This is a genomic window from Nocardia panacis (genome assembly GCF_003598715.1).
In the GTDB taxonomy this organism is placed as follows: domain Bacteria; phylum Actinomycetota; class Actinomycetes; order Mycobacteriales; family Mycobacteriaceae; genus Nocardia; species Nocardia panacis.
The window spans coordinates 754,452-774,005 of sequence record NZ_QZFU01000016.1 but is presented as its reverse complement, the minus strand read 5'-3'; the positions used below and the strand labels follow the sequence as shown (position 1 = coordinate 774,005).

The window sequence follows — 19,554 nt, the reverse complement described above, 5'->3', positions numbered from 1 at the left end:
GCCACCGATCTGGATCGGACCATGATCTACTCGCGGCGCGCGTTCGAGACCGAGATGGCCGCGCTACCGGTGGTTTGTGTCGAGCAATTGGACGGTGCGCCACTGTCCTATATGACCAGGGACGCGGCGCTGCGACTGCAGGCGCTGTCGGCTTCCGTCGCGGTGGTCCCGGTGACCACCCGCACCGTGAAGCAGTTCAAACGAGTCCAATTACCGGGCGCACCTTGGCATTACGCGATCACAAGCAATGGCGGCACCATTCTCGTGGATGGGGTGGCCGATGCGCGCTGGCGCACCACTATCGACAGGCAGGTGCGAACAGGTGCGGAACTGGCCGAGATAGAAGCGAGATTGCGGGACCGGGTGAGCGATTCGTGGGTGGACACGCTCCGCATCGCGGATCGGCTCTTTGTCTACCTGGTGGCGAAACCCGGCTTGATACCGGAAGATTTCGTGGCGGAATGGGATGCATGGTGCCGGGGCCGCGGATGGTGGGTCTCCCGGCAGGGGCGCAAGATCTACACCATCCCCACGGCCGTGGACAAGGGCCGCGCCGTGGCCGAGGTGGTGCGCAGACTGCGCGAGAGCGGCGAATTGTCCGATGACGCACCGGTATTCGCGGCGGGTGACGGCGCGCTCGATGCCCCGATGCTGCGCGCCGCCGACGCCGCCATCCGCCCGCGCCACGGCGAACTCGAATACCTCGGCTGGACCCATCCGAGCCTGACCGTCACCCGAGCCTCCGGCATTCGCGCCGGGGCGGAAATCGTCGACTGGTTCCTCGAGCGAATTCCCGAATAGCCGGGGTGACAGCGATTCTCATCGCACAAGCCAAGCGAGCGGACGTTCGACGAAGTGATCGCCGAAGCCCGCGCACCGGGGACAGGTGGCCTCCCCGTAACCGGCCCGCACACCGCATTTCCGACACCGCTGCGCGGATAACTCGCGGCTGATCGCCGCCATTCCCATTTCGATACTCATAGCCGCAGGCTAGAACCGAACGCGTTGCCGATTCCACTGAATTTTCCGGCTATCGAATCTCGACGCGGGTCCGTGCGCTGTCTAGTGGTTGTTGCGGAGCAGGCGCGATCTTCGATGCGGCTCGCTCGGCAGCGTGTCCAGATCGAGCAACCAGGGATTGCGCGTCCACGGATCGAATACCGGCGTGCCCTCGACGGTGGGCAGTCGATGGGCCGCACGGGCCACGGCGGCGACCACTTCGTCGGTGTCGTCCTCGGGGTCGGCGCCGACGATCAGCGTGGAGAGCCCGAATGGTTCCGCGCGGGTCAATAGGGCGGCCAGCGCGTCCAATTCGGATACCTCGAATCCGTGTGGGAAATCGACCAGCAGCAGGATGCGATGTTCCGCGGGTGCGGTGAGAAACCCACTGCGATAGGATAATTCGGCGATCTCGGCGGCCTTCGCCCTGGCGTCGATCAGCTCGCCGATATCGGCGCGGTCGGTCACCGGCGGACCACCCAGCGTCGCGGTGAACAACCCGAGGAACCCGGTGCACGCGCGAGCGGGATCGACGATATCCACCACGGTGCGGCGATCCGGGGTCGCGGCCACCAGCCTGGTGAGCAGCGCGCCGATAACGGGCGCGACCGTCGCCGCCGACTCCGCCGCCACCCACAGCGGCCTGCTCAGCGGCACCGGCACGCAGTAGGGGACCCGCAAACGCCCATGTGCCAACGAATACAGCTCGCCGAGCCGGATACCGTCGCCGGGCCGGTGCGGCGCGTCCCACGACGGCGCGTCCCAGGACGCCAGCGCGGGCGGCAGCAGCTCCTGCGCGCGCCGCAATTCGCTCTGTAGTTGCTCGCTGTCGCGCAGATGGTTGCTCTCGGCGACCGCGATCAACTCGTCGCCGCGTCGCTGGGCCGCGCGTCGCATCTGTTCCGCCGCAGGGGTATTCCTGGTCGTCGGATCCGCTACGGCGGCGGACAATTCCTGATCCAAGCGGTCCGCCGCGTACGTGCGCGCCGACTTCAAGGCCGCCGCCGACCGCGCCGCATCCTCGAAGATCATCCACAGTCGTTGCAACCCGAAGCCCACCTCGGAATCCGCCTGCGCGCCAGTGGACTCGAATGTGTCGGCTCGATTCGCGCCGACAGGTGTGGTGCCGCTCGAAGTCGGAGACCCGCTCGACTGCCGAGGCCCCGTGGACGGCGCCTCATCGACCTCCACGCCATGGGCGGCGAACAGCACGCCCAAACCGCCACTGTAGCCCTGTCCGACCGCGCGTACCTTCCAGCCGCCACCCCGGCGATACAGCTCCAGACAGATCAGCGCCGTCTCCCCGAAGGCGGGTGTGGTGACGAATTCCGCCAGTGGAACACCATTTTCGGATAGGGCGGCGGTGAGGGTGCCGAGTTCGTCGGCGCGATCCGGGCTGACCACCAGCAGCACCGCCTGCGCATCCGCACGCACCCGTTCCAGACGAATGGTGATCGCGGTGCCATCGAGTTCGACCCCGGCGGTGTGGGATTGATTGAAGAAAACCACACCCTCGGAACCGAAGACCCGCATGGCAGGGCCGACGACCAGAGCCGAAAGATCCAGCGCCACACCCGCTCGCGCGGTGAAGACCAGAATATCCGCGCTGAGACCGATATTCTGGCCCGCCCCGAGTCGAATCATCTTGCCACTCCCCGAGAAAACCCGACCCGCCTCAGCCCGCGTGGGTGAGGAAGCGTCCGAGCTGCGGCACCGCCTCGCCGGGATGTTTCGCCTGGAAGCCCTCACCCAGCGCTTCGAGGTTCCACTCCTGGCCGACCCGATAGACCTTGGCCATCGCCACAGCCGTGAACGGCATACCGCCCGCCAGCGAATAGCGCGCCAGCTCGGAATTGTTGCCGCCGTCGACCAGGCGACAGTAGGCGTTGTGCACCTGTTCGAAGCTGTGGCCCTTGTAGGAGGTGACGATGAACACCAGGTTGTTGACATGCGGGGGCACCCTGGTGAGATCGACCAGGATGACCTCGTCATCGCCGCTGCCCTCACCTGTCAGGTTGTCGCCCTGATGGCGGATCGAGCCGTCCTTCGAGGTGAGCTGGCCGTAGTAGCAGACATCCACCAGGTTCATATCGGCGAACATGCATACCGAGGCGTCCAAATCGATATCGATGGTGCGGCTGCCGAACAGGCCGCGATTGCGCACCGGATCCCAGCCCAAGCCCATCTTCACGAAGGTGAGCGCGGCGCCGCCCTCCTTGCGGAGGGTGACCCGCTGGCCCTTGGACAGGCTGACCGGACCGGCCGGATGCAGCGCGGCCGGAGCCGCCGGCGGCGGAACCTGTTGTGCGGGAGGAGGATAACCCTGGCCGGGCGGCGGGTAGCCGGGGCCGGGCGGCGGATAGCCGGGGCCGGGAGGTGGATAACCCTGGCCGGGCGGCGCGTAGCCGGGGCCGGGATATCCGGGATTGGATACCACCCCGGCATCGGACTGTGGGTAGCCACCGGTGGGCGCGTACTGCGGCGCCGGTTGCGGGGGCGGGTAATTCGGGGCGGGGGGCGGCGAATACGCCTGCTGCGGTGGGGCATCCACATTCACGCCGTGATCGGTGACGAGATCGGAGAATCCGCCCGCGTAGCCCTGGCCGACCGCGCGCACCTTCCAACCGCCCTGCCGCCGATACAGCTCCAGTGCGATGACGATCGATTCGCTGCTCAGGCCCTCGATTCGGTACTCGTACAGCTGATTTCCCGATGCATCGGCGATATAGGCGGCAGGTGCGGGCAGTCGACCGAATTCGCCCGACTGATCATCGAGGGTGATGACGGCGCGGATCTGCGCGATCTCCGGGGGCACGGCCTGCAGCGACACGGCGAGCGCGGCGGGCTGCCCGGCCGGACCGGGGCGCAGATTCACGCCGGGACCGGCCGGCTGGTTGAAAAAGACGAAATCCGCGTCGGAACGGACCCGCCCCGCCTCGGTCACCAGTAACGCGGAGATATCCGCCGGTGCCGAGAGTTGTACGGAGATCACCACATCGGAGACGGTCAGCGGACCGTTCTGGCCCTTCACGAGTGTTGCGGACAAGTTCGACCCTTCGCTTGTCGGTGCCTTCACTAGTCACTTTACGTCGCGTATCGGACACCGCCAGTGCCCCACCGACCGATGGGCGCGCACCCTCCCCACCGTGATCGACTGTCGCAGGGGCGGATTCGTGCTCTCAACTGCGAATCGGCAACCGGAACCGCGCGAGTCGCGCCCGATTTCGCGCGCCACGATCAGACGCGGGCGAGCCGGGGCCGCAACCCTTCCGGCAACCAGGGGCGCCGCGGATCGGGCGCGCCATCGACAACGCCGCCGATCGGATCGTCCACGAAATCGCGCCGCACCAGATCGCTTGCGGGCCGGTAGATCTGGTACACCACCAGCGCGCACAGCCCGACGACCACGAGATCGCGCACCAGCACCGTCGCGGTGAACCACTGCTCGGGCAGGCCCTTGTGGTCCAGTCCGAGGTAGTAGTACATGCGGGGCACCCAGACCAGCGCGTCGACGGTCATCCAGGCCAGCAGGATGCGGCGGTGCGGCAGCGCCAGCACCGCGATCGGCACCAGCCACAGCGAATACTGCGGGCTCCACACCTTGTTGGTGAGCAGGAAGGCCGCGATGACCAGGAAGCACAGCTGGGCCAGGCGGGGACGGCGCGGCGCGGTGAGACCGATATAGGCGATGACCACGCAGGCGGTGACGAAGGCCAGCAGCGACACCATGTTCAGCACGATCGGTTGCTCCGCGTGACCCAGGTCGCCGTCGAATCCGGCCCAACCGGTGAACGAGGTGATCACGTTGTAGAGGGAGTCCGGATCGGCGTGGCGGGCGGTATTGAGCCGGAAGAACTCCCGCCAACCCGGCCGGAACAGCAGGGCGATCGGCAGGTTCACCGCGGCCCAGGTGCCCAGTGCCGCGCCGACGGTCAGTACGCCCGACCCCAGCGGGCGGGTGGCGAATATCGCGGTCCGGTACGGGGTCTCGCGCAGCCAGCGGCCCAGGGCGGGCAGACCGTCGATATCGCGCAACCGCATGGCCTGGCGGTGCGGGTGGGCCATCGGGTCGGCGCGCAGGCACAGCACCACGATCGGGCCGAGCAGCAGCAGCGGATACAGCTTCGCGGCGCCACCCAAACCCAGCAGCACACCGGCCAGGACCGGCCGTCTGCGCGCCCAGGCCAGCAGACCGGTCGCGGCCAACGCGGTGGCCAGCGCGTCGAAATTGGTGAAGATGTGCGCGATCACCAGCGGTGAGCAGGCGATCAGGGCGGCGTCCCAGATCCGCCGCCCGCACATCATGGCCGAGGCCCAGACGGTGATCAGCCAGGCCAGCGCCAAACCGACGGCCACCACATTGAAATAGATGACCACCTGGAGCGCGCCCGGCAGCGGCAACGCGTCCCACATTTTGGCGATGCGCATCGACAGGTACTGGTAGAGCCCGGACAGCACCGGGTACTCCATATATCTGATCTCGGCGGTGCCGTCGGGGTTCTTCTCGACCCACGCCTTCTTGTACGGGAACGCGCCCTCATTCAACCGCTCCGCGCCGTAGAGCGGCACGGTGTCCGAGTAGCACATGGCCACGTATTGGCGGCTGTTGTTCCAGTCCAGGGTGAGTGCGCCCTCGGCGGTGGTGGTCTGCTGCAGACAGCCCGCCTTCCCGAACCAGCCGAAGGCCAGGAACAGCACCGAGAACAGCATGAGCACCCGTACCGGCGTCCAGAACCGCGCCCGCCCGATGAGCGCGTGATCGCCCACCGGCCCGCCGATCACCGAACTCAGCTGCGAGGTCAGCGAATCATTGCGGCTGGGCCGATCCCGCGCATCCGCCGACCGCAGATCCCGCGCCAAGGGTGCGGGCGACACATACCGCCGCCCGTCCGCCGCCAACAGGACGTCCTGCGGTCCGCCCCCCGCCACCCGCTGATCCGCCACCTGCTGATCGGTCACGGCACCCGAGGTTACCTGTCCCGCCCGACCGGCCTCGGAACCCCCGGTCCCGCACATCTCCTACGGTGCACCGCGATCCGCCCGTCAGCGATTGTTGCGGCCGGGCTTGGGCGCTCCACTGGCCGAAGGACTCGCGCTCTCGGAGGGGGCCACCGGTTGGCCGGGAAGCGGCCCCGGATCGTTGTCGTGGGACTGCTCCGAGCGCTGCGGCTGGGGTTGCGGTTGGACCCTTGGATTCGGCTGGAGGCCGGGAATCTGGATGGGGCCGAACGGGGTGTCGATCTGGGTCGGCGCGACGACGACCGGGGGCAGCAGCGGCACCTCGCTGGAGGACGGCGGGGTGTAGGGAGCGGTCCAGGCCGGGACACCCGCCTGGCCCTTGATCGCCGCAGGCTTCGGGAAGTTCTCGTTGGGCGTGCCCTTCAGCGCGCCGTCCATGGTGGCCTTCCAGATATCGGAGGGCAGACCCGAGCCGTAGATCATGGTGCCGTTGGCATTTCGCAGTCTCGTGCCGTCGGGGGTACCGACCCACACCGCCGTGGACAGCGAAGGTGTGTAGCCGACCATCCAGGAGTCCCGGTTCTCACCAGTGTCGCCGAGCTGGGCGGTACCGGTCTTGGTCGCCGATACGCGGCCACCCGCCAGCTCGTGATGGCGCGAATACGCGGCGATCGGCTTCATGGCGTCGGTGACGTTGTCGGCGACCGCCGCCTCGACGCGACGTTCACCCGCGACATCGCCGCGATCCAGCAGCACCTGACCGTCGGACGCGACGACCTTCTGAATGAAGTGCGGCGCGTGGTAGACGCCGGAGGCCGCCAGGGTGGCGTAGGCGGAGGCCATATCGAGCGGGCGGGACTGGTACTGCCCGAGCACGATGCCGTTGTTCGGCGGGGAGCCGTCGGGTTCGACCAGCGACTTGCCGACACCCGGAATGGTGTCCGGGATGCCGAGCTTGTGCGCCATGTCGGCGATCTTCTGCGGGCCGTTCTGCATATCCAGCTCCATGCGATAGAAGCTGGTGTTGAGCGAACGCTTCAGTGCCTCGGCGATGGTGCACATACCGCACTGCTCGCCCTCGACGTTGGTGATCTTGATGCCATTGACGGTGACCGCCGAGCTGTCGTACAGCTGCGAGAGCGGCTTGCCCTGGGCCAGGTTCTCGGCCAGACCGAAGACCTTGAACGAGGAGCCCGGCATCAAACCGGCATTGGCGAAGTCGTAGCCCTGGCCGTCCTCACCGCCGTAGTAGGCGCGCACGGCGCCGCTGTGCGGATCCACCGAGACCACGGCGGTGCGCAACTGGTCGGGTTCGCCGTCCATCACCTTGCGGGCGGAGTCGACCGCGGCCTGCTGTGCCTTCGGGTCGATGGTGGTGGTGATCTGCAAGCCCAGGGTGTTGAGTTCCTGCTCGCTGATGCCCGCGGCCGAAAGCTCCTTCAGCACCTGGGTTTTGATCAGACCCTCCGGACCGTTGTCCTTGGTCTTGTCGCGGGTGGAGGCGGCGGGGACCACCTGCGGGAACTGCTGCTTGGCCTTATCGGCCTCGGTGAGCGCGCCATTGCTGACCATGCCCTCGAGCACGTAGCCCCAGCGCTCCTTGGCGCCGGTCGGATTCTTCTCCGGATCCAGACCCGACGGCTGCCGAATGACCGCGGCGATGATCGCGCCCTCGGCCAGCGTCAACTCCGACACCGGCTTGTTGAAGTACGCCTTGGCGGCGGCGTCGATACCGTACGCGCCGCGCCCGAAGTAGATGGTGTTCAAGTAGGCGACGAGGATCTCGTCCTTGCTCCACTTGTTGGCCATCTTCGCCGAGATGACCAGCTCGCGCAGTTTGCGGGCATAGGAGTGCTCGTCGCCGACCAGCGCGTTCTTCACGTACTGCTGGGTGATGGTGGAGCCACCGCCCGCGCTCTCGCGGCCCAGCACGTTGTCGCGCGCGGCGCGGGCGAACCCGCTGATGGAGAAGCCGGGGTTGGTGTAGAAGTCGCGGTCCTCGGCGGCGATGACGGCATTGCGGACGTGCGGCGGGATCTGGTCGATCGTCACCTCGGTCCGATTGCCTTCCGGCGGAACGACTTTGCTCAGCACGGTACTGCCGTCGGCGGCGAAGATCGAGGCGACCTGATTGGCTTTGAGATCGCCCGGTTTGGGTACAGAGACCGTTGTGAACGCGACGACACCGGCCGCCACGACGACGAGGGTCAATGCCAGGAAGACATAACCGACCCGACGCACCCAGCGCCAGCCGGACTTCTTTTTCTTACCGGGGCGACGCTTGCCCGAGCCGTCGCCCCCGCCCGAACCGCCACCGCGCCGCGGCGGCGGACCGGACGGGGTGCCGCTCTGTGCCCGGCGCTCGCCGGTATTGGCGCCCTCGCGCCGCGCGGCCGGGCGCTCACCCGTATCGGCGCGCTGGGCGGGCCGCTGACCGGTACTCGGCCCAGCGGGCCGATTGCGTTGCGCGGCGGCCTCGTTCACCACTTTCTGGGTGGCCTGCACCGGCGGCCTGCCCTGCGGCGGCCGACCACCCTGCGGGGGACGCCCGCCCTGCGGCGGCGGCCCACCTTGGGGCGGCCGACCACCCTGCGGCGGGCGAGCGCCACCCTGCGGCGGCATGCCCTGCGGCGGGCGCCCGCCTTGCGGGGGCGGACCCGGTCGACGCGGCGGCTGCCCGCCGGGGCCGCCCATCGGTCGCGGCCCGCCCTGCGGCGGACCCGGTCGCGCTCCTTGGGGCGGTCCGGGCCGCATATTCGGATTCTGTTGGGGACCAGGCTGTGAACCTCGCTGGTTACGGCCGCGCGATTGATCGCCGTAGGGGGAAGGATTCACTGACAAGGTCTCCATAACTCGTGACGGTCTGCATGCGGTGCGGTCCGGCGGACCGCGGCGGACACACTGCTGGCACTCGGCTCACCCTCGCGGATGATCGGGCACATCATTCGGCGACGGTGCGCCGGTTGGCTCTGGTGCCCGCCCTGCGGCGGGTAGGCGTGGGCGTGGAACCCAGCACGTAGGACTGCACCAGATGATTCCAGCTGCAGCTGCGGCATACCTCGACGACGTGGACCGAGAACTCCTCGCGGGTCTCGGCGAGACGGGTCAATTCCTCGGGGGTGCGGGCCGAACCCGACATGGGGCCGAGACCTTCGCCATAGACCCAGCTTACGAGGGTGAGCTGTTCCTTCCGGCAGATGGGGCATGTGACTTCACTCCCCCGGCCGTGGAACTTGGCCGCGCGCAACAGATACGGGTTCGCGTCGCACACCGAGGCGACATCGACGCGGCCCGCGTAGACGTCAGCCAGCAGCGACCTGCGCCGGAGCGCGTAGTCGACGACCTGCCGCTGATTTCGCACGAGAACCAGAGTAGCGGTGCCGGTTGCGGCCCGCCGCCGCTCCTTGGCGAGTATTGTTCGGATGTATCGCTGCGATATAGTGGGTCATCGCATCCAGTTGTTAGGTCTGTTCAGAAGTCCGGCCGGTTTGATTCCGCCCGGTTCGTTCGAGTCGGGTCCGAGGGAAGAGGTGAGGCTCGAATGCTCGAACTGGCGATTCTCGGGCTGCTCCTCGAGGCGTCCATGCACGGCTACGAGCTGCGCAAGCGGCTGACCGGCCTGCTCGGACCGTTTCGGGCCTTCTCCTACGGGTCGCTCTATCCGACGCTGCGCCGCATGCAGGCCGACGGATTGATCGACGAGGAGGACGCCCTCGGCAGCACCCGGCGCGCGCGCCGGGTCTACCGGCTGACCTCGGCGGGCCATGAGCGTTTCAAGGAGCTGCTCGCCGACACCGGCCCGCAGAACTACACCGACGACGGCTTCGGCGTACACCTCGCCTTCTTCAGCCGCACCCCCGCCGAGGCGCGGATGCGGATCCTCGAGGGCAGGCGGCGTCAGGTCGAGGAGCGCCGAGAGGGTTTGCGGGAGGCGATCAAGAAGGCGAGCGGATCGCTGGATCGCTACACCCGCCAGCTTCATCAGCTCGGACTGGAATCAAGCGAGCGCGAAGTGCGCTGGCTCAACGAGTTGATTGCCGCGGAACGGGCAATCGACGAAGGCGGCACCACAGAAAGAGGGAAATATCGGCCATGAGTGAACTCGAGAATGCCACCGAAGTGCGCGTGGCCATTATCGGCGTCGGCAACTGCGCCTCCTCGCTGGTTCAGGGCGTGCAGTACTACCGCGACGCGGACCCGTCGGCGACCGTGCCGGGCCTGATGCATGTGAAGTTCGGCCCCTACCATGTGCGCGATGTGAAGTTCGTCGCCGCGTTCGACGTCGACGCCAAGAAGGTCGGCTTCGACCTGGCCGAGGCCATCTTCGCCAGTGAGAACAACACCATTAAAATCTCCGACGTCCCCCCGGCGGATGTGGTGGTGCAGCGCGGCCCGACCCTCGACGGCATCGGCAAGTACTACGCCGAGACCATCGAGCTGTCCGAGGCCGAGCCGGTCGACGTGGTCAAGGTCCTGCGCGAGGCCAAGGTCGACGTGCTGGTCTCCTACCTGCCGGTCGGCTCCGAGGAGGCGGACAAGTTCTACGCCCAGTGCGCCATCGACGCGGGTGTCGCCTTCGTCAACGCGCTGCCGGTGTTCATCGCCTCGGATCCGGAGTGGGCCGAGAAGTTCCGCGCGGCGGGTGTGCCCATCGTCGGCGACGACATCAAGAGCCAGGTCGGCGCGACCATCACCCACCGGGTCATGGCCAAGCTGTTCGAGGATCGCGGCGTGCAGCTCGACCGCACCATGCAGCTCAATGTCGGCGGCAATATGGACTTCAAGAACATGCTCGAGCGCGAGCGCCTGGAGTCCAAGAAGATCTCCAAGACCAGGGCGGTCACCAGCAACCTGAAGAAGGAGCTCGGCGCGAACGACGTGCACATCGGCCCGTCCGATCACGTCGGCTGGCTCGACGATCGCAAGTGGGCCTATGTGCGCCTCGAGGGTCGCGCCTTCGGCGATGTGCCGCTGAACCTGGAGTACAAGCTCGAGGTGTGGGATTCGCCGAATTCGGCGGGCATCATCATCGACGCGGTGCGCGCGGCCAAGATCGCCCGTGATCGCGGTATCGGCGGACCGGTCCTGCCCGCCTCGGCCTACCTGATGAAGTCCCCGCCGCGGCAGTTGCCCGACGATATCGCGCGCGCGCAGCTCGAGGCATTCATTATCGGAGCCGAATAGAATCTGTGCGAATGATCGGGCCGAGGGCGGTACTTGCCTTCGGCCCGATCGTCGTTCAGTCCAGCGAGACGTACACCTCGACCGAGGTCGGTCCGGTGTAGCGCTCGATCTCGGCGGTGTGCGAGCGGGTGATGGTGCCCGCGCTCTCCGCCTTCGCGACCTGCGCCCATGCGGTGCGCAGCAGGTCGTAGGGTTTGTCGGAAACCACGAATCTGGCGTAGCGCCCCTTGGGGATTCGGGTCAGCACATCGCCGGGGTCCAGTTCGGCCAGGCCGGATACCTCATATCCGAGCACGGCCACGGCGTGATCGTTCTGGCCGATGTAGGCGGCGACCCGCTGTTGGCTCTTTTCACGGGACAGGTAGCGGTCCCAGGTGAAGTTGACCAGATCCAGGTCGCGCGCGGTCACCTCGCGGCCCGCCAGCGGAATCGTCAGTCCCGCGATCAGGCTCTCGTCCAAGGTGACGATCTCGAAGTCCACCACAGTTCTCGTTCCTACCCGTCGACCTGATCATCCGCCAGTGCCACGAAGACCTCCACGGTCCTCGTGTCGGGATAGTGTTCCCAGTCGCCCGCGTAGGACCGGGTGAAGCGACCCGCCGCTTCGGCATCCCACACCGCGCGCCAGATGGCCACGATGGTGTCGCCGAGATCGTCACCCGAGGCGATGAAGCGGGCGAAGCGGCCCCCCGGCACTCTGGCGAGGACATCGCCGGGTAATAGGTCATCCAGGGTGCGACAGCGGTAGCCGACGATATGCGTCAGATACGAGTTGATCTCCGGCGCGTGATCGACGTACGCGGTGGTCGGCGGACCGGGCAGCCGACGCGCCAGATTGCGCTTCCATGCCTCCTCCACCTTCGCGCGGCGCGGACCCTCGACCGCGAGCGCGGGGCTGCGCAGCACGGTCCCGGCGACCAGCGTCTCGGGTTTGTCAACGACATTGAAATCCACCGGCGTAGCCCCTATGTCTCGTCTGTCTTCCATGGCGGCGCCCCGTGGCTCGCAGACTATCGCCCCGGTCCGCCGCTTTTGTCGCTGTCCAGCGCCCATCCTTCCGCATCGGCACCGTTGCGGTGGTGCCGGCCCGGGGGTTGTCGCGGTTCGGGATACGACGCTGCCAAACGGATGCTGCCAACGATGCTCCCATGTGATCGCTTCGCACGGGCGTGGTGGTAGCAATCACGCTCAGCCCGGCACCGGAATACTCAGCCCGGGGAAGATCTCCACCTGTTTGGGCGGGGCGGGCGCGGGCGGCGCCGGTGCGGGCGGGGGCGGGAACATGATGTAGGGCTGTTGTGCCTGCTGCGGTGGCGGTGGTGGCGCGGGTTGCTGGTTGAAGATGTCGTACGGACCCGCGGGGGGCGGGCTCGGTGGTTCGGGGGGCGGGGGCGCGGCGGCGAACTGCTCCACCGGCGTGCCGTCGAGCGCGCCGTCCATGGTTTGCTTCCAGATATCGGAGGGCAGACCCGAGCCGTAGATATCCGCGCCGCGCGCGTTGTGGATCGGTTGGGATTGTTCGGTGCCGATCCATACCGCGGTGGACAGCGAGGGTGTGAAGCCGACCATCCAGGCGTCCTTATTGGCCTTGGTCTCGCCGAGTTGGGTGGTGCCCGTCTTCGCGGCGGAGGGGCGGCCCGCCGCGAGGGTGTGACCGTTGGAGTAGGCCGCGATGGGCAGCATGGCCGCCATGGTGGCATCGGCCATACCCGCCGGGATGCGCTGCTGACCGGGCGGGAGCTGCTGACCGACCCGCTGATCCGGGCCGCCGCGATCGAGCAGGACCCGGCCGTCGCCGGTGAGCACCCGCTGCACGAAGTACGGCTGATGGTAGACACCGGAACCGGCGATGGTGGCATAGGCCGAGGCCATATCGATCGGGCGAACCAGGTACTGCCCCAACACGATTCCGTTGTACGGGCGCTCGCCGTTCTCGGTCAGCGTCTCACCCGCCACGCCGGGAATGGTCTTGGGGATACCCGCCTGATGGGCCGCGTCGGCGATGGCTCGCGGGCCGTCGGCCATGGACATGGTCAACCGGTAGAAGCTGGTATTGAGCGAGCGCTTGAGCGCCTCGGCGATACTGCACCGACCGCAGGACTCGCCGTCCACATTGGTGATCGTGACATTCTGGTCCACCACAGGGGCGCTATCGATGACGCGCGAGAGTGGAATGCTCTGCTGCAGTGCCGCGATCACCGCGAAAACCTTGAAGGCGGAACCGGTTTGCAGCGGGGCCTGGGCGAAGTCGTAGCCGATGCCGTCGTAGCCGCCGAAATAGGCGCGCACCGCGCCCGAACGCGGGTCGATCGAGACGACGGCCGAGCGCAGTTCGGGCGGTTGACCGTCGAGTCGTTCGCGCACGGCGCCGAGCGCCGACTGCTGGGCCCTGGCATCGATGGTGGTGGTGATTTGCAGTGCGCCCGTGTCGAGTTCGCGCTCGCTGATGCCGGAGGCACGCAGTTCGCGGACCACCTGGGTGCGGATGAGGCCCTCGGGGCCGCGCGCCACCACATCGTCGCCTGCCTCGCCGATCGGCACGATGGTCGGAAAACTCAGCGCCGTCCGCTCGGCCGGGGCGAGCTTGCCCATTTCGACCATGGCATCGAGTACATAGCTCCATCGCGCCCGCAGATCGGACAGGTGCGTCTCCGGATCGAGCAGCGACGGGGTGCGGATGATGGCCGCGAGCACCGCGCCCTCGGCGGGGCCGAGCTGGGCGACGGGCTTGTTGAAGTACGACTTCGACGCCGCCGCGATGCCGTACGCGCCGCGGCCGTAATAGATGGTGTTGAGGTAGGCGGCGAGGATATCGTCCTTGCTCCACTGCCGGGCCATCTTGGCCGCGATGATCAACTCGCGCATCTTGCGGGTGAGCGTGCGCTCGGAACCGAGGAAGGCGTTCTTCACATATTGCTGGGTAATGGTGGAGCCGCCGCCCGCGTCCTCCCGGCCGAGCAGGTTGTCGCGGGCCGCGCGCAGGAATCCGGAGGTCGAATAGCCGGGATTGGTGTAGAAGTTGCGGTCCTCGGCCGCGATCACCGCGTCGCGCACCGATGGCGGAACCTCGCTGAGCGGGACGGGCGTCCGATTGCCGTCCGGCGGAACGACCTTCGCCAGGACGGTGGCGCCATCGGCGGCCAGGATGGTGGCCACCTGCTTGGTCTGCACCGATTCGGGGGCCGGGATCTCCGCGCTCCAGTAGGCCAGCACGGACAGCAGGCCGGGCAGCACGATGAAGATGACGAACAGTGCCAACAGTAGCCGCCGCACTCGCTCGGCTCGGGTCGACTCCCGCCTGCCCGGCCCCGGAACCGGTGGCTTCCCGCGAAAACCCTCGCGCCGCCGCGACATTCGCGCCGGACCGGTGGATGGGGCCGCGCCGCGTCGCGCCTGCCAGCCCGCGACGAAGGAGGTATTGCCGGATCGGGCATCGGGACCGGCATCGGCTCCGCTCTGCCCGCGATCTCGCCGCCTGCGAAACGAGCTCACGATCATCTCCTTCCGGAGCGTCGGAAAAACCCACCTGCATCGGGGAAAAGAATTCGGAACGTTTCGCCAACAAAGAGCACGACGGGCTCGACTCTACCGCTCCGTTCACCGGGCCGGGGGATAGTAACAGCGCCCTGTGGATAGCGCGGGGAGAACCGCGCTACCCGCTTGGACCCTGTCTAGCTCTTGACGCCGCCCGCGGTCAGACCGGAAATGATGCGGCGCTGGAACAGCAGCACCATGATCACCAGCGGCACCGTCACCATGGTGCCCGCCGCCATGATCGCGGTGTACGGGATGGCCTTGGGATCGTTGCCCGAGAAACCCGCGATGGCCACCGTCACCGGCTGCGTCGCGTCGCTGGAGAGCAGCCGGGCCAGCAGGTACTCGTTCACCGCGGCGATGAAAGCCAGGATGGCCGTGGTGAATACGGCGGGCGCGGCCAGCGGCAACATGACCAGCCGGAAGGCCTGGAGTTTGCTGGCGCCGTCGATGCGGGCCGCCTCCTCGAGCTCCCACGGCAGCTCGGCGAAGAAGGAGGACAGCACGTACACCGTCATCGGCAGGACGAAGGAGATATTCGGGATGATCATCGCCTGGTACCGACCGATCCAGCCGAGATCGGTGAACAGCTGGAACAGCGGAGTCACCAGCACGACCACCGGGAACATCGAGGCGCTCAGGATCAACCCGGACACCACGTACTTACCGCGGAAGCCGATGCGCGCCAGCGCGTAGGCGGCGAAGATACCGAGCACCAGCGCGATGGCCGTGGTGATCGAACCGATGATCAGGCTGTTCACCAGCGCGCGCCCGAAGTTGTTGCCGCGGCTGGTGTCGAAGGCGTTGCGGAAGTTGTCCAGGGTGAGATGGGTCGGCCACGGGGTGTTGTCGAAGGTGTAGCGCTCGTCGCGGAACGCCGTCACGGCCATCCAGTAGAAGGGGCCGAGACCCCACACCAGCACGATCAGCACACCGAGGTAGATGCGCAGCGAGCCGAGTCGCTTCAGCAGCGGGACCGCCGCCACGGGTGCGGTAGTGGTTGCCATCAGTGCGCCTCCCGCTGTTCTTCCTGGGTCCGCACCGCATTCGCGCCGAGCACCTTCACCAGCACGAAGGCCACCGCGAAGATGAGCAGGAAGGTGAGGGTGGACAGCGCCGCCGCGCTGTTGGGTCCCTGCCGCACCTGATCGACCACCAGGATCGACAGGGTGCGGGTATTCGGATTGCCCAGCGTCATGATGGCGGGCAGATCGAACAGTCGCAGCGCGTCCATGCTGCGGAACAGGATCGCCACCAGCAGGGCGGGTTTGAGCAGCGGCAGGGTGATCTGCGTGAATCGCTGCCACGCCGTCGCGCCGTCCACCCTGGCCGCCTCGTACACGTCGGCCGGGATGACCTGGAGTCCGGCCAGCAGCAGCAGCGCCATGAACGGGGTCGTCTTCCACACATCGGCGACGATCACCGCGATCCGGGAGAACCACGGATCGGTGGTCCACAGGATGTGCGTGCCGAGCACCCGGTTCACCACGCCGTCGTACTGGAACATGAACTCCCACAACCGCGCGGTGACCGCCGTGGGGATGGCCCACGGAATGAGCACCGCGGCGCGCAGCAGGGCGCGGCCGCGGAAACTCTTGCCCATCACCATGGCCATGCCCAGGCCGATGCTCGCCTCCAGCGTCACCGTGATGACCGCGAAGAACAGCGTGATCCCGATGGACCCCCAGAACGCCGAACCGAGGTTGCCGGTCGGGCAGGAGGTGGTCTCACCGGCCACCTGGCACTGCTGCAACAGCCAGTGCGTGTAATTGGAGAATCCGGCGCCGCCGCCCTCGACGAACATGCCCGTCGCCGGATCGAGCCCGGAGTCCTTCTGGAAGGACATCCACAACGCGCGTACGACCGGATAGCCGACGACCACGGCCAGCGCCAGCAACACCGGGGCCACGAAGAGCCAAGCCCGCCCCGAGCGCCGCAGTTCCAGGGCCAGTGCCGAGGTCCGTCCGGTCGTTCCCGAAGGATCCGCCACCGTCAACTCACTCCTACCGGTTGGTCGGGTCCGTCACACATTCGTTCAGCCTACGATCCGGCCGCTTGGATGCCCTTTTCCATCCCGGTGATGGCGTCGTCGACCGACTTGTTGCCATTGAGCGCGGCATAGGCGTTGTCCTGGATGGCCTTGGACACCGCCGGATAGAACGGGGTGACCGGGCGCGGCACGGCACTGGAGATGGATTCCTTCAGCGCGGGCAGGTACGGCATCTTGGCGATCAGGGCCGGGTCGTCGTATTGGGAGGCGCGCACCGAGGGCAGCGCGCCGGCCGCCACGATGTGCTGGGCATCCTCGCTGATCAGGAAGCGCAGGAAATCCAGTGCGGTGGCCTTGTGCTTGGAGTAGACGCTGATCGCGGCGTTGTAGCCGCCGAGGGTGGACGCGCCGACACCGTTCTCGCCCGGCAGCGGGGCGACACCGAATTTATCCTTCACGACCGAGGATTCGGCTCCGGCCGGACCGTAGAACGACGGCCAGGTGCGCAGGAACATCAATTTGCCCTGGGCGAAGGCGTTTTGGCTCTCCGGCTCCTTGAAGGTGATGGCCTCCTTGGGGATATCACCGTTCTTGTAGGCATCGACGAGAGTCTTCAGGCCCGCTTTCGACTGCGGGGTATTGACCGTCGGCTTCTTGCCGTCGGCGCCGACGAAGCTGCCGCCGAAGGCGTTGATCACCTCGGCGGTATTCACCGTCAGGCCCTCGTAGGAGGCGAATTGTCCCGCGTAGCAACCGATGTTGTTGTCCTTGGCGATCTGGCACTGCGACAGCAGCTCTTTCCAGGTCTTGGGCGCGTTGGGGACCAGATCCTTGCGGTAGAACATCAAGCCGCCGTTGGTGTTTCGCGGGGCCGCGTACAGGGTGTTGTTGTAGGTGGCGCTGGCGACCGGCGGGGAGAGCAGGGCCGAGGTGTCGATGGCGAAGGAATCCCGCAGCGGCTGAATCCAGCCCTTGGCCGCGAATTCCGCCGTCCACGGCACGTCGAGGGCAACCACGTCGTAGCCGGACTGCTTGGAGCGCATGTGCTCGACCAGGTCGTCGTATTGCTGGGAGGCGTCGTTGGACTGCTCCTTGAACGTCACCTGCTCGTTCGGGTGGGCCGCGTTCCAGCGCTCGATGAGCTGTTTGACCGCACCGGTTTCGGTGGTGTCCTTGCCCTCGACGTAGGTGATGGGGCCGCGATCGGTGAGGTTCTGGCTCTGTGGACTCCCACCGCTGTCGCTCGAACACGCGGCGAAGATCGGGGTCAGCAACGCGACCGCCGCCGCCACCACCGCGGCGCGCGGGACGGGCGACGAACGTAGGGACTTCTTCAAGGCCATCGCGGACACTCCAGGATCGAGACGTGAGCAGCGGCACACCCTGCCGGTGCACAACGCAAGATACATGGTGTCACCCGGCCTCGTCGGAATTGCGCTGGAAACTCTGGTTAGTCTGGCAGGCGATGTCCTCGCCGAACGCGGTACCCGATCGGATGCTCACGCGCATCGGTGGACTGCTGCGCCAGGCCGAGTCCACCGACAATCCGCACGAGGCCGAGGCCTTCCTCACGGCGGCTCAGCGCCTGGCCACTCGCTCCGCGATCGACCTGGCAGTGGCCCGTGCGCACGTCGCGGTGCGGGAGCGGCGGGCCACCCCCGTACAGCGGGTGATCCCGATCGGAGAATCCGGCAAGAAGGGGTTGCGCACCTACGTGGCGCTTTTCGTCGCCATCGCCCACGCCAATGACGTGCGCTGTGATGTTGCCCGCACTTCCACGCAGGTGTACGCCTACGGGTTCGACAGCGATATCGACACCTGCGCGGCGCTCTACACCAGCTTGCTGGTGCAGATGGTGCGCGCCTCGGACGAGTACATCAAATCCGGGCGGTACCGCACCGCGACGGTCGAGAAGGTCGTGGTCGAAAAACGTTGGGGCGCAAAGGTGCGTCGCCGGGTGCAGGCCCCCGTCGCGGCGGTGACGGCGCGGTTGAACTTCCAGATGGCCTTCGCCTCCCGCATCGGCGCGCGCCTCGCCGAGGTCGGACAGGAGGTGCGGGCGCAGGCACAGGCCGAGCCCGCGAGCTCGACGAGCACCGCACTGGCCTTGCGCGACAAGGAGATCGAACTCTCCGACTTCTACATCCGCAATTCCGAGGCGCGCGGCACCTGGCGTGGACCGTCGGCCTCGGCGGGTCATTCGGCGGCGGCCCGCAGAGCGGGCGATCGGGCGGGCCGCGCCGCCCGACTGGGCGGATCTCCCGAGTTGGGCGCGGCGCGCGGACAGCTCACCGGCGGATCCGATGGCTGTGCCTAGTCGCGACGGGCAGCGCGCCAAGGTCTACGACGCCGAACAGTTGGTGCGCACCATGTTCGACCGGGCCGACGAGTACGGCGAACGCACCGTCGAGGCGTACGGTTCGCGCCTGACCCTGCCGGTGGAGCGCCGCTTCGCCGCCGTGGCTTCGGTCCAGACCTACGTCGACGCGGTGCTGGCTCTCAATTGGGTTCGCGCGCAATGGGATCGCGCCGCCGCGCCGCTGCGGGTCCGCGCCCGCGCCGGCAGCGCCGCCGCCCACTACGAATCCGATGCCGCCATGTTGGCCGTACCCCTATCGACCGGCGGAACCGCTTGGGCGTTGCGGGAATTCGTCATCCTGCACGAGGTGGCTCATCATCTGGACCCCGTTCCCGGCGCGGCGGCTCCGCACGGTCCGGAATTCTGCGGAAGGTACGTGGAGTTGGTCGACGGCATCATCGGACCGGAGGCGGCACTGTTGTTGCGCACGGCCCTGCTGGGTTGCGGCGCCAAGGTCGGTTGATCCCCCTGTAGCGCGAAAGAACTTGTCCAACTGCGTAACTGCCATTCACGAGCTGCGGCGCTCGGC

Annotated in this window: 16 protein-coding genes; 5 read left to right on the top strand and 11 right to left on the bottom strand. The window is 67.3% G+C overall.

Annotated features, from left to right (window positions below; all coding sequences use genetic code 11):
- Positions 1 to 21 precede the first annotated feature (21 nt).
- Positions 22 to 801, top strand: coding sequence for an HAD family hydrolase (locus D5S18_RS11750; RefSeq protein ID WP_120039843.1), 780 nt, complete (start codon positions 22 to 24; stop codon positions 799 to 801).
- Positions 802 to 1,062: 261 nt separating this feature from the next.
- Here D5S18_RS11750 and D5S18_RS11745 read toward each other — a convergent pair whose 3' ends face one another.
- From D5S18_RS11745 to D5S18_RS11725, 5 genes are all read right to left on the bottom strand, one after another.
- Positions 1,063 to 2,643, bottom strand: coding sequence for a TerD family protein (locus D5S18_RS11745; protein WP_120039841.1), 1,581 nt, complete (start codon positions 2,641 to 2,643; stop codon positions 1,063 to 1,065).
- 31 nt (positions 2,644 to 2,674) lie between these two features.
- Entirely contained in the window at positions 2,675 to 4,045 is a 1,371-nt protein-coding gene (locus D5S18_RS11740) for a TerD family protein (RefSeq protein WP_120039839.1), read from the bottom strand.
- A 191-nt stretch (positions 4,046 to 4,236) separates the two neighbouring features.
- Complete coding sequence (locus D5S18_RS11735; RefSeq protein WP_239003681.1) at positions 4,237 to 5,958, bottom strand: glycosyltransferase family 87 protein; 1,722 nt, start codon at positions 5,956 to 5,958, stop codon at positions 4,237 to 4,239.
- 84 nt (positions 5,959 to 6,042) lie between these two features.
- A complete protein-coding gene (locus D5S18_RS11730; RefSeq protein ID WP_239003680.1) occupies positions 6,043 to 8,712 on the bottom strand; it encodes a transglycosylase domain-containing protein in 2,670 nt (889 codons plus the stop codon).
- 187 nt (positions 8,713 to 8,899) lie between these two features.
- Positions 8,900 to 9,319, bottom strand: coding sequence for a DUF5318 domain-containing protein (locus tag D5S18_RS11725; protein ID WP_120039832.1), 420 nt, complete (start codon positions 9,317 to 9,319; stop codon positions 8,900 to 8,902).
- A 180-nt stretch (positions 9,320 to 9,499) separates the two neighbouring features.
- On the opposite strand from D5S18_RS11725, the gene D5S18_RS11720 reads away from it, so the two are divergent.
- Together D5S18_RS11720 and D5S18_RS11715 are read left to right on the top strand one after the other, a co-directional pair.
- A complete protein-coding gene (locus D5S18_RS11720; RefSeq protein WP_120039829.1) occupies positions 9,500 to 10,054 on the top strand; it encodes a PadR family transcriptional regulator in 555 nt (184 codons plus the stop codon).
- Positions 10,051 to 11,142, top strand: a complete 1,092-nt coding sequence (locus D5S18_RS11715) for an inositol-3-phosphate synthase (RefSeq protein ID WP_120039827.1) — start codon at positions 10,051 to 10,053, stop codon at positions 11,140 to 11,142. Before D5S18_RS11720 ends, D5S18_RS11715 begins: the two co-directional genes overlap by 4 nt.
- A 55-nt stretch (positions 11,143 to 11,197) precedes the next feature.
- On the opposite strand, the gene D5S18_RS11710 is transcribed toward D5S18_RS11715, so the two are convergent.
- The 6 genes from D5S18_RS11710 to D5S18_RS11685 all read right to left on the bottom strand — a co-directional run bounded on the left by D5S18_RS11710 (position 11,198) and on the right by D5S18_RS11685 (position 18,009).
- Positions 11,198 to 11,626, bottom strand: a complete 429-nt coding sequence (locus tag D5S18_RS11710; RefSeq protein WP_239003679.1) for a GyrI-like domain-containing protein — start codon at positions 11,624 to 11,626, stop codon at positions 11,198 to 11,200.
- Between the two features lie 11 nt (positions 11,627 to 11,637).
- Complete coding sequence (locus D5S18_RS11705; RefSeq protein ID WP_120039823.1) at positions 11,638 to 12,096, bottom strand: GyrI-like domain-containing protein; 459 nt, start codon at positions 12,094 to 12,096, stop codon at positions 11,638 to 11,640.
- Between the two features lie 234 nt (positions 12,097 to 12,330).
- On the bottom strand, positions 12,331 to 14,640 hold the full coding sequence (locus D5S18_RS11700) for a transglycosylase domain-containing protein (RefSeq protein ID WP_120039821.1): 2,310 nt from the start codon (positions 14,638 to 14,640) through the stop codon (positions 12,331 to 12,333).
- A gap of 173 nt (positions 14,641 to 14,813) precedes the next feature.
- Complete coding sequence (locus D5S18_RS11695) at positions 14,814 to 15,683, bottom strand: carbohydrate ABC transporter permease (RefSeq protein WP_120039819.1); 870 nt, start codon at positions 15,681 to 15,683, stop codon at positions 14,814 to 14,816.
- On the bottom strand, positions 15,683 to 16,666 hold the full coding sequence (locus tag D5S18_RS11690; protein WP_120040642.1) for a carbohydrate ABC transporter permease: 984 nt from the start codon (positions 16,664 to 16,666) through the stop codon (positions 15,683 to 15,685). The genes D5S18_RS11695 and D5S18_RS11690 overlap by 1 nt, the downstream gene beginning before the upstream one ends.
- A 50-nt stretch (positions 16,667 to 16,716) precedes the next feature.
- Positions 16,717 to 18,009, bottom strand: coding sequence for an ABC transporter substrate-binding protein (locus D5S18_RS11685; RefSeq protein ID WP_120039817.1), 1,293 nt, complete (start codon positions 18,007 to 18,009; stop codon positions 16,717 to 16,719).
- 122 nt (positions 18,010 to 18,131) lie between these two features.
- Between D5S18_RS11685 and D5S18_RS11680 the strand changes: the two genes are divergently transcribed.
- Together D5S18_RS11680 and D5S18_RS11675 are read left to right on the top strand one after the other, a co-directional pair.
- On the top strand, positions 18,132 to 18,983 hold the full coding sequence (locus D5S18_RS11680; protein WP_120039815.1) for a DUF2786 domain-containing protein: 852 nt from the start codon (positions 18,132 to 18,134) through the stop codon (positions 18,981 to 18,983).
- Positions 18,970 to 19,488, top strand: a complete 519-nt coding sequence (locus tag D5S18_RS11675) for a TIGR04338 family metallohydrolase (RefSeq protein WP_120039813.1) — start codon at positions 18,970 to 18,972, stop codon at positions 19,486 to 19,488. The genes D5S18_RS11680 and D5S18_RS11675 overlap by 14 nt, the downstream gene beginning before the upstream one ends.
- Positions 19,489 to 19,554 lie beyond the last annotated feature (66 nt).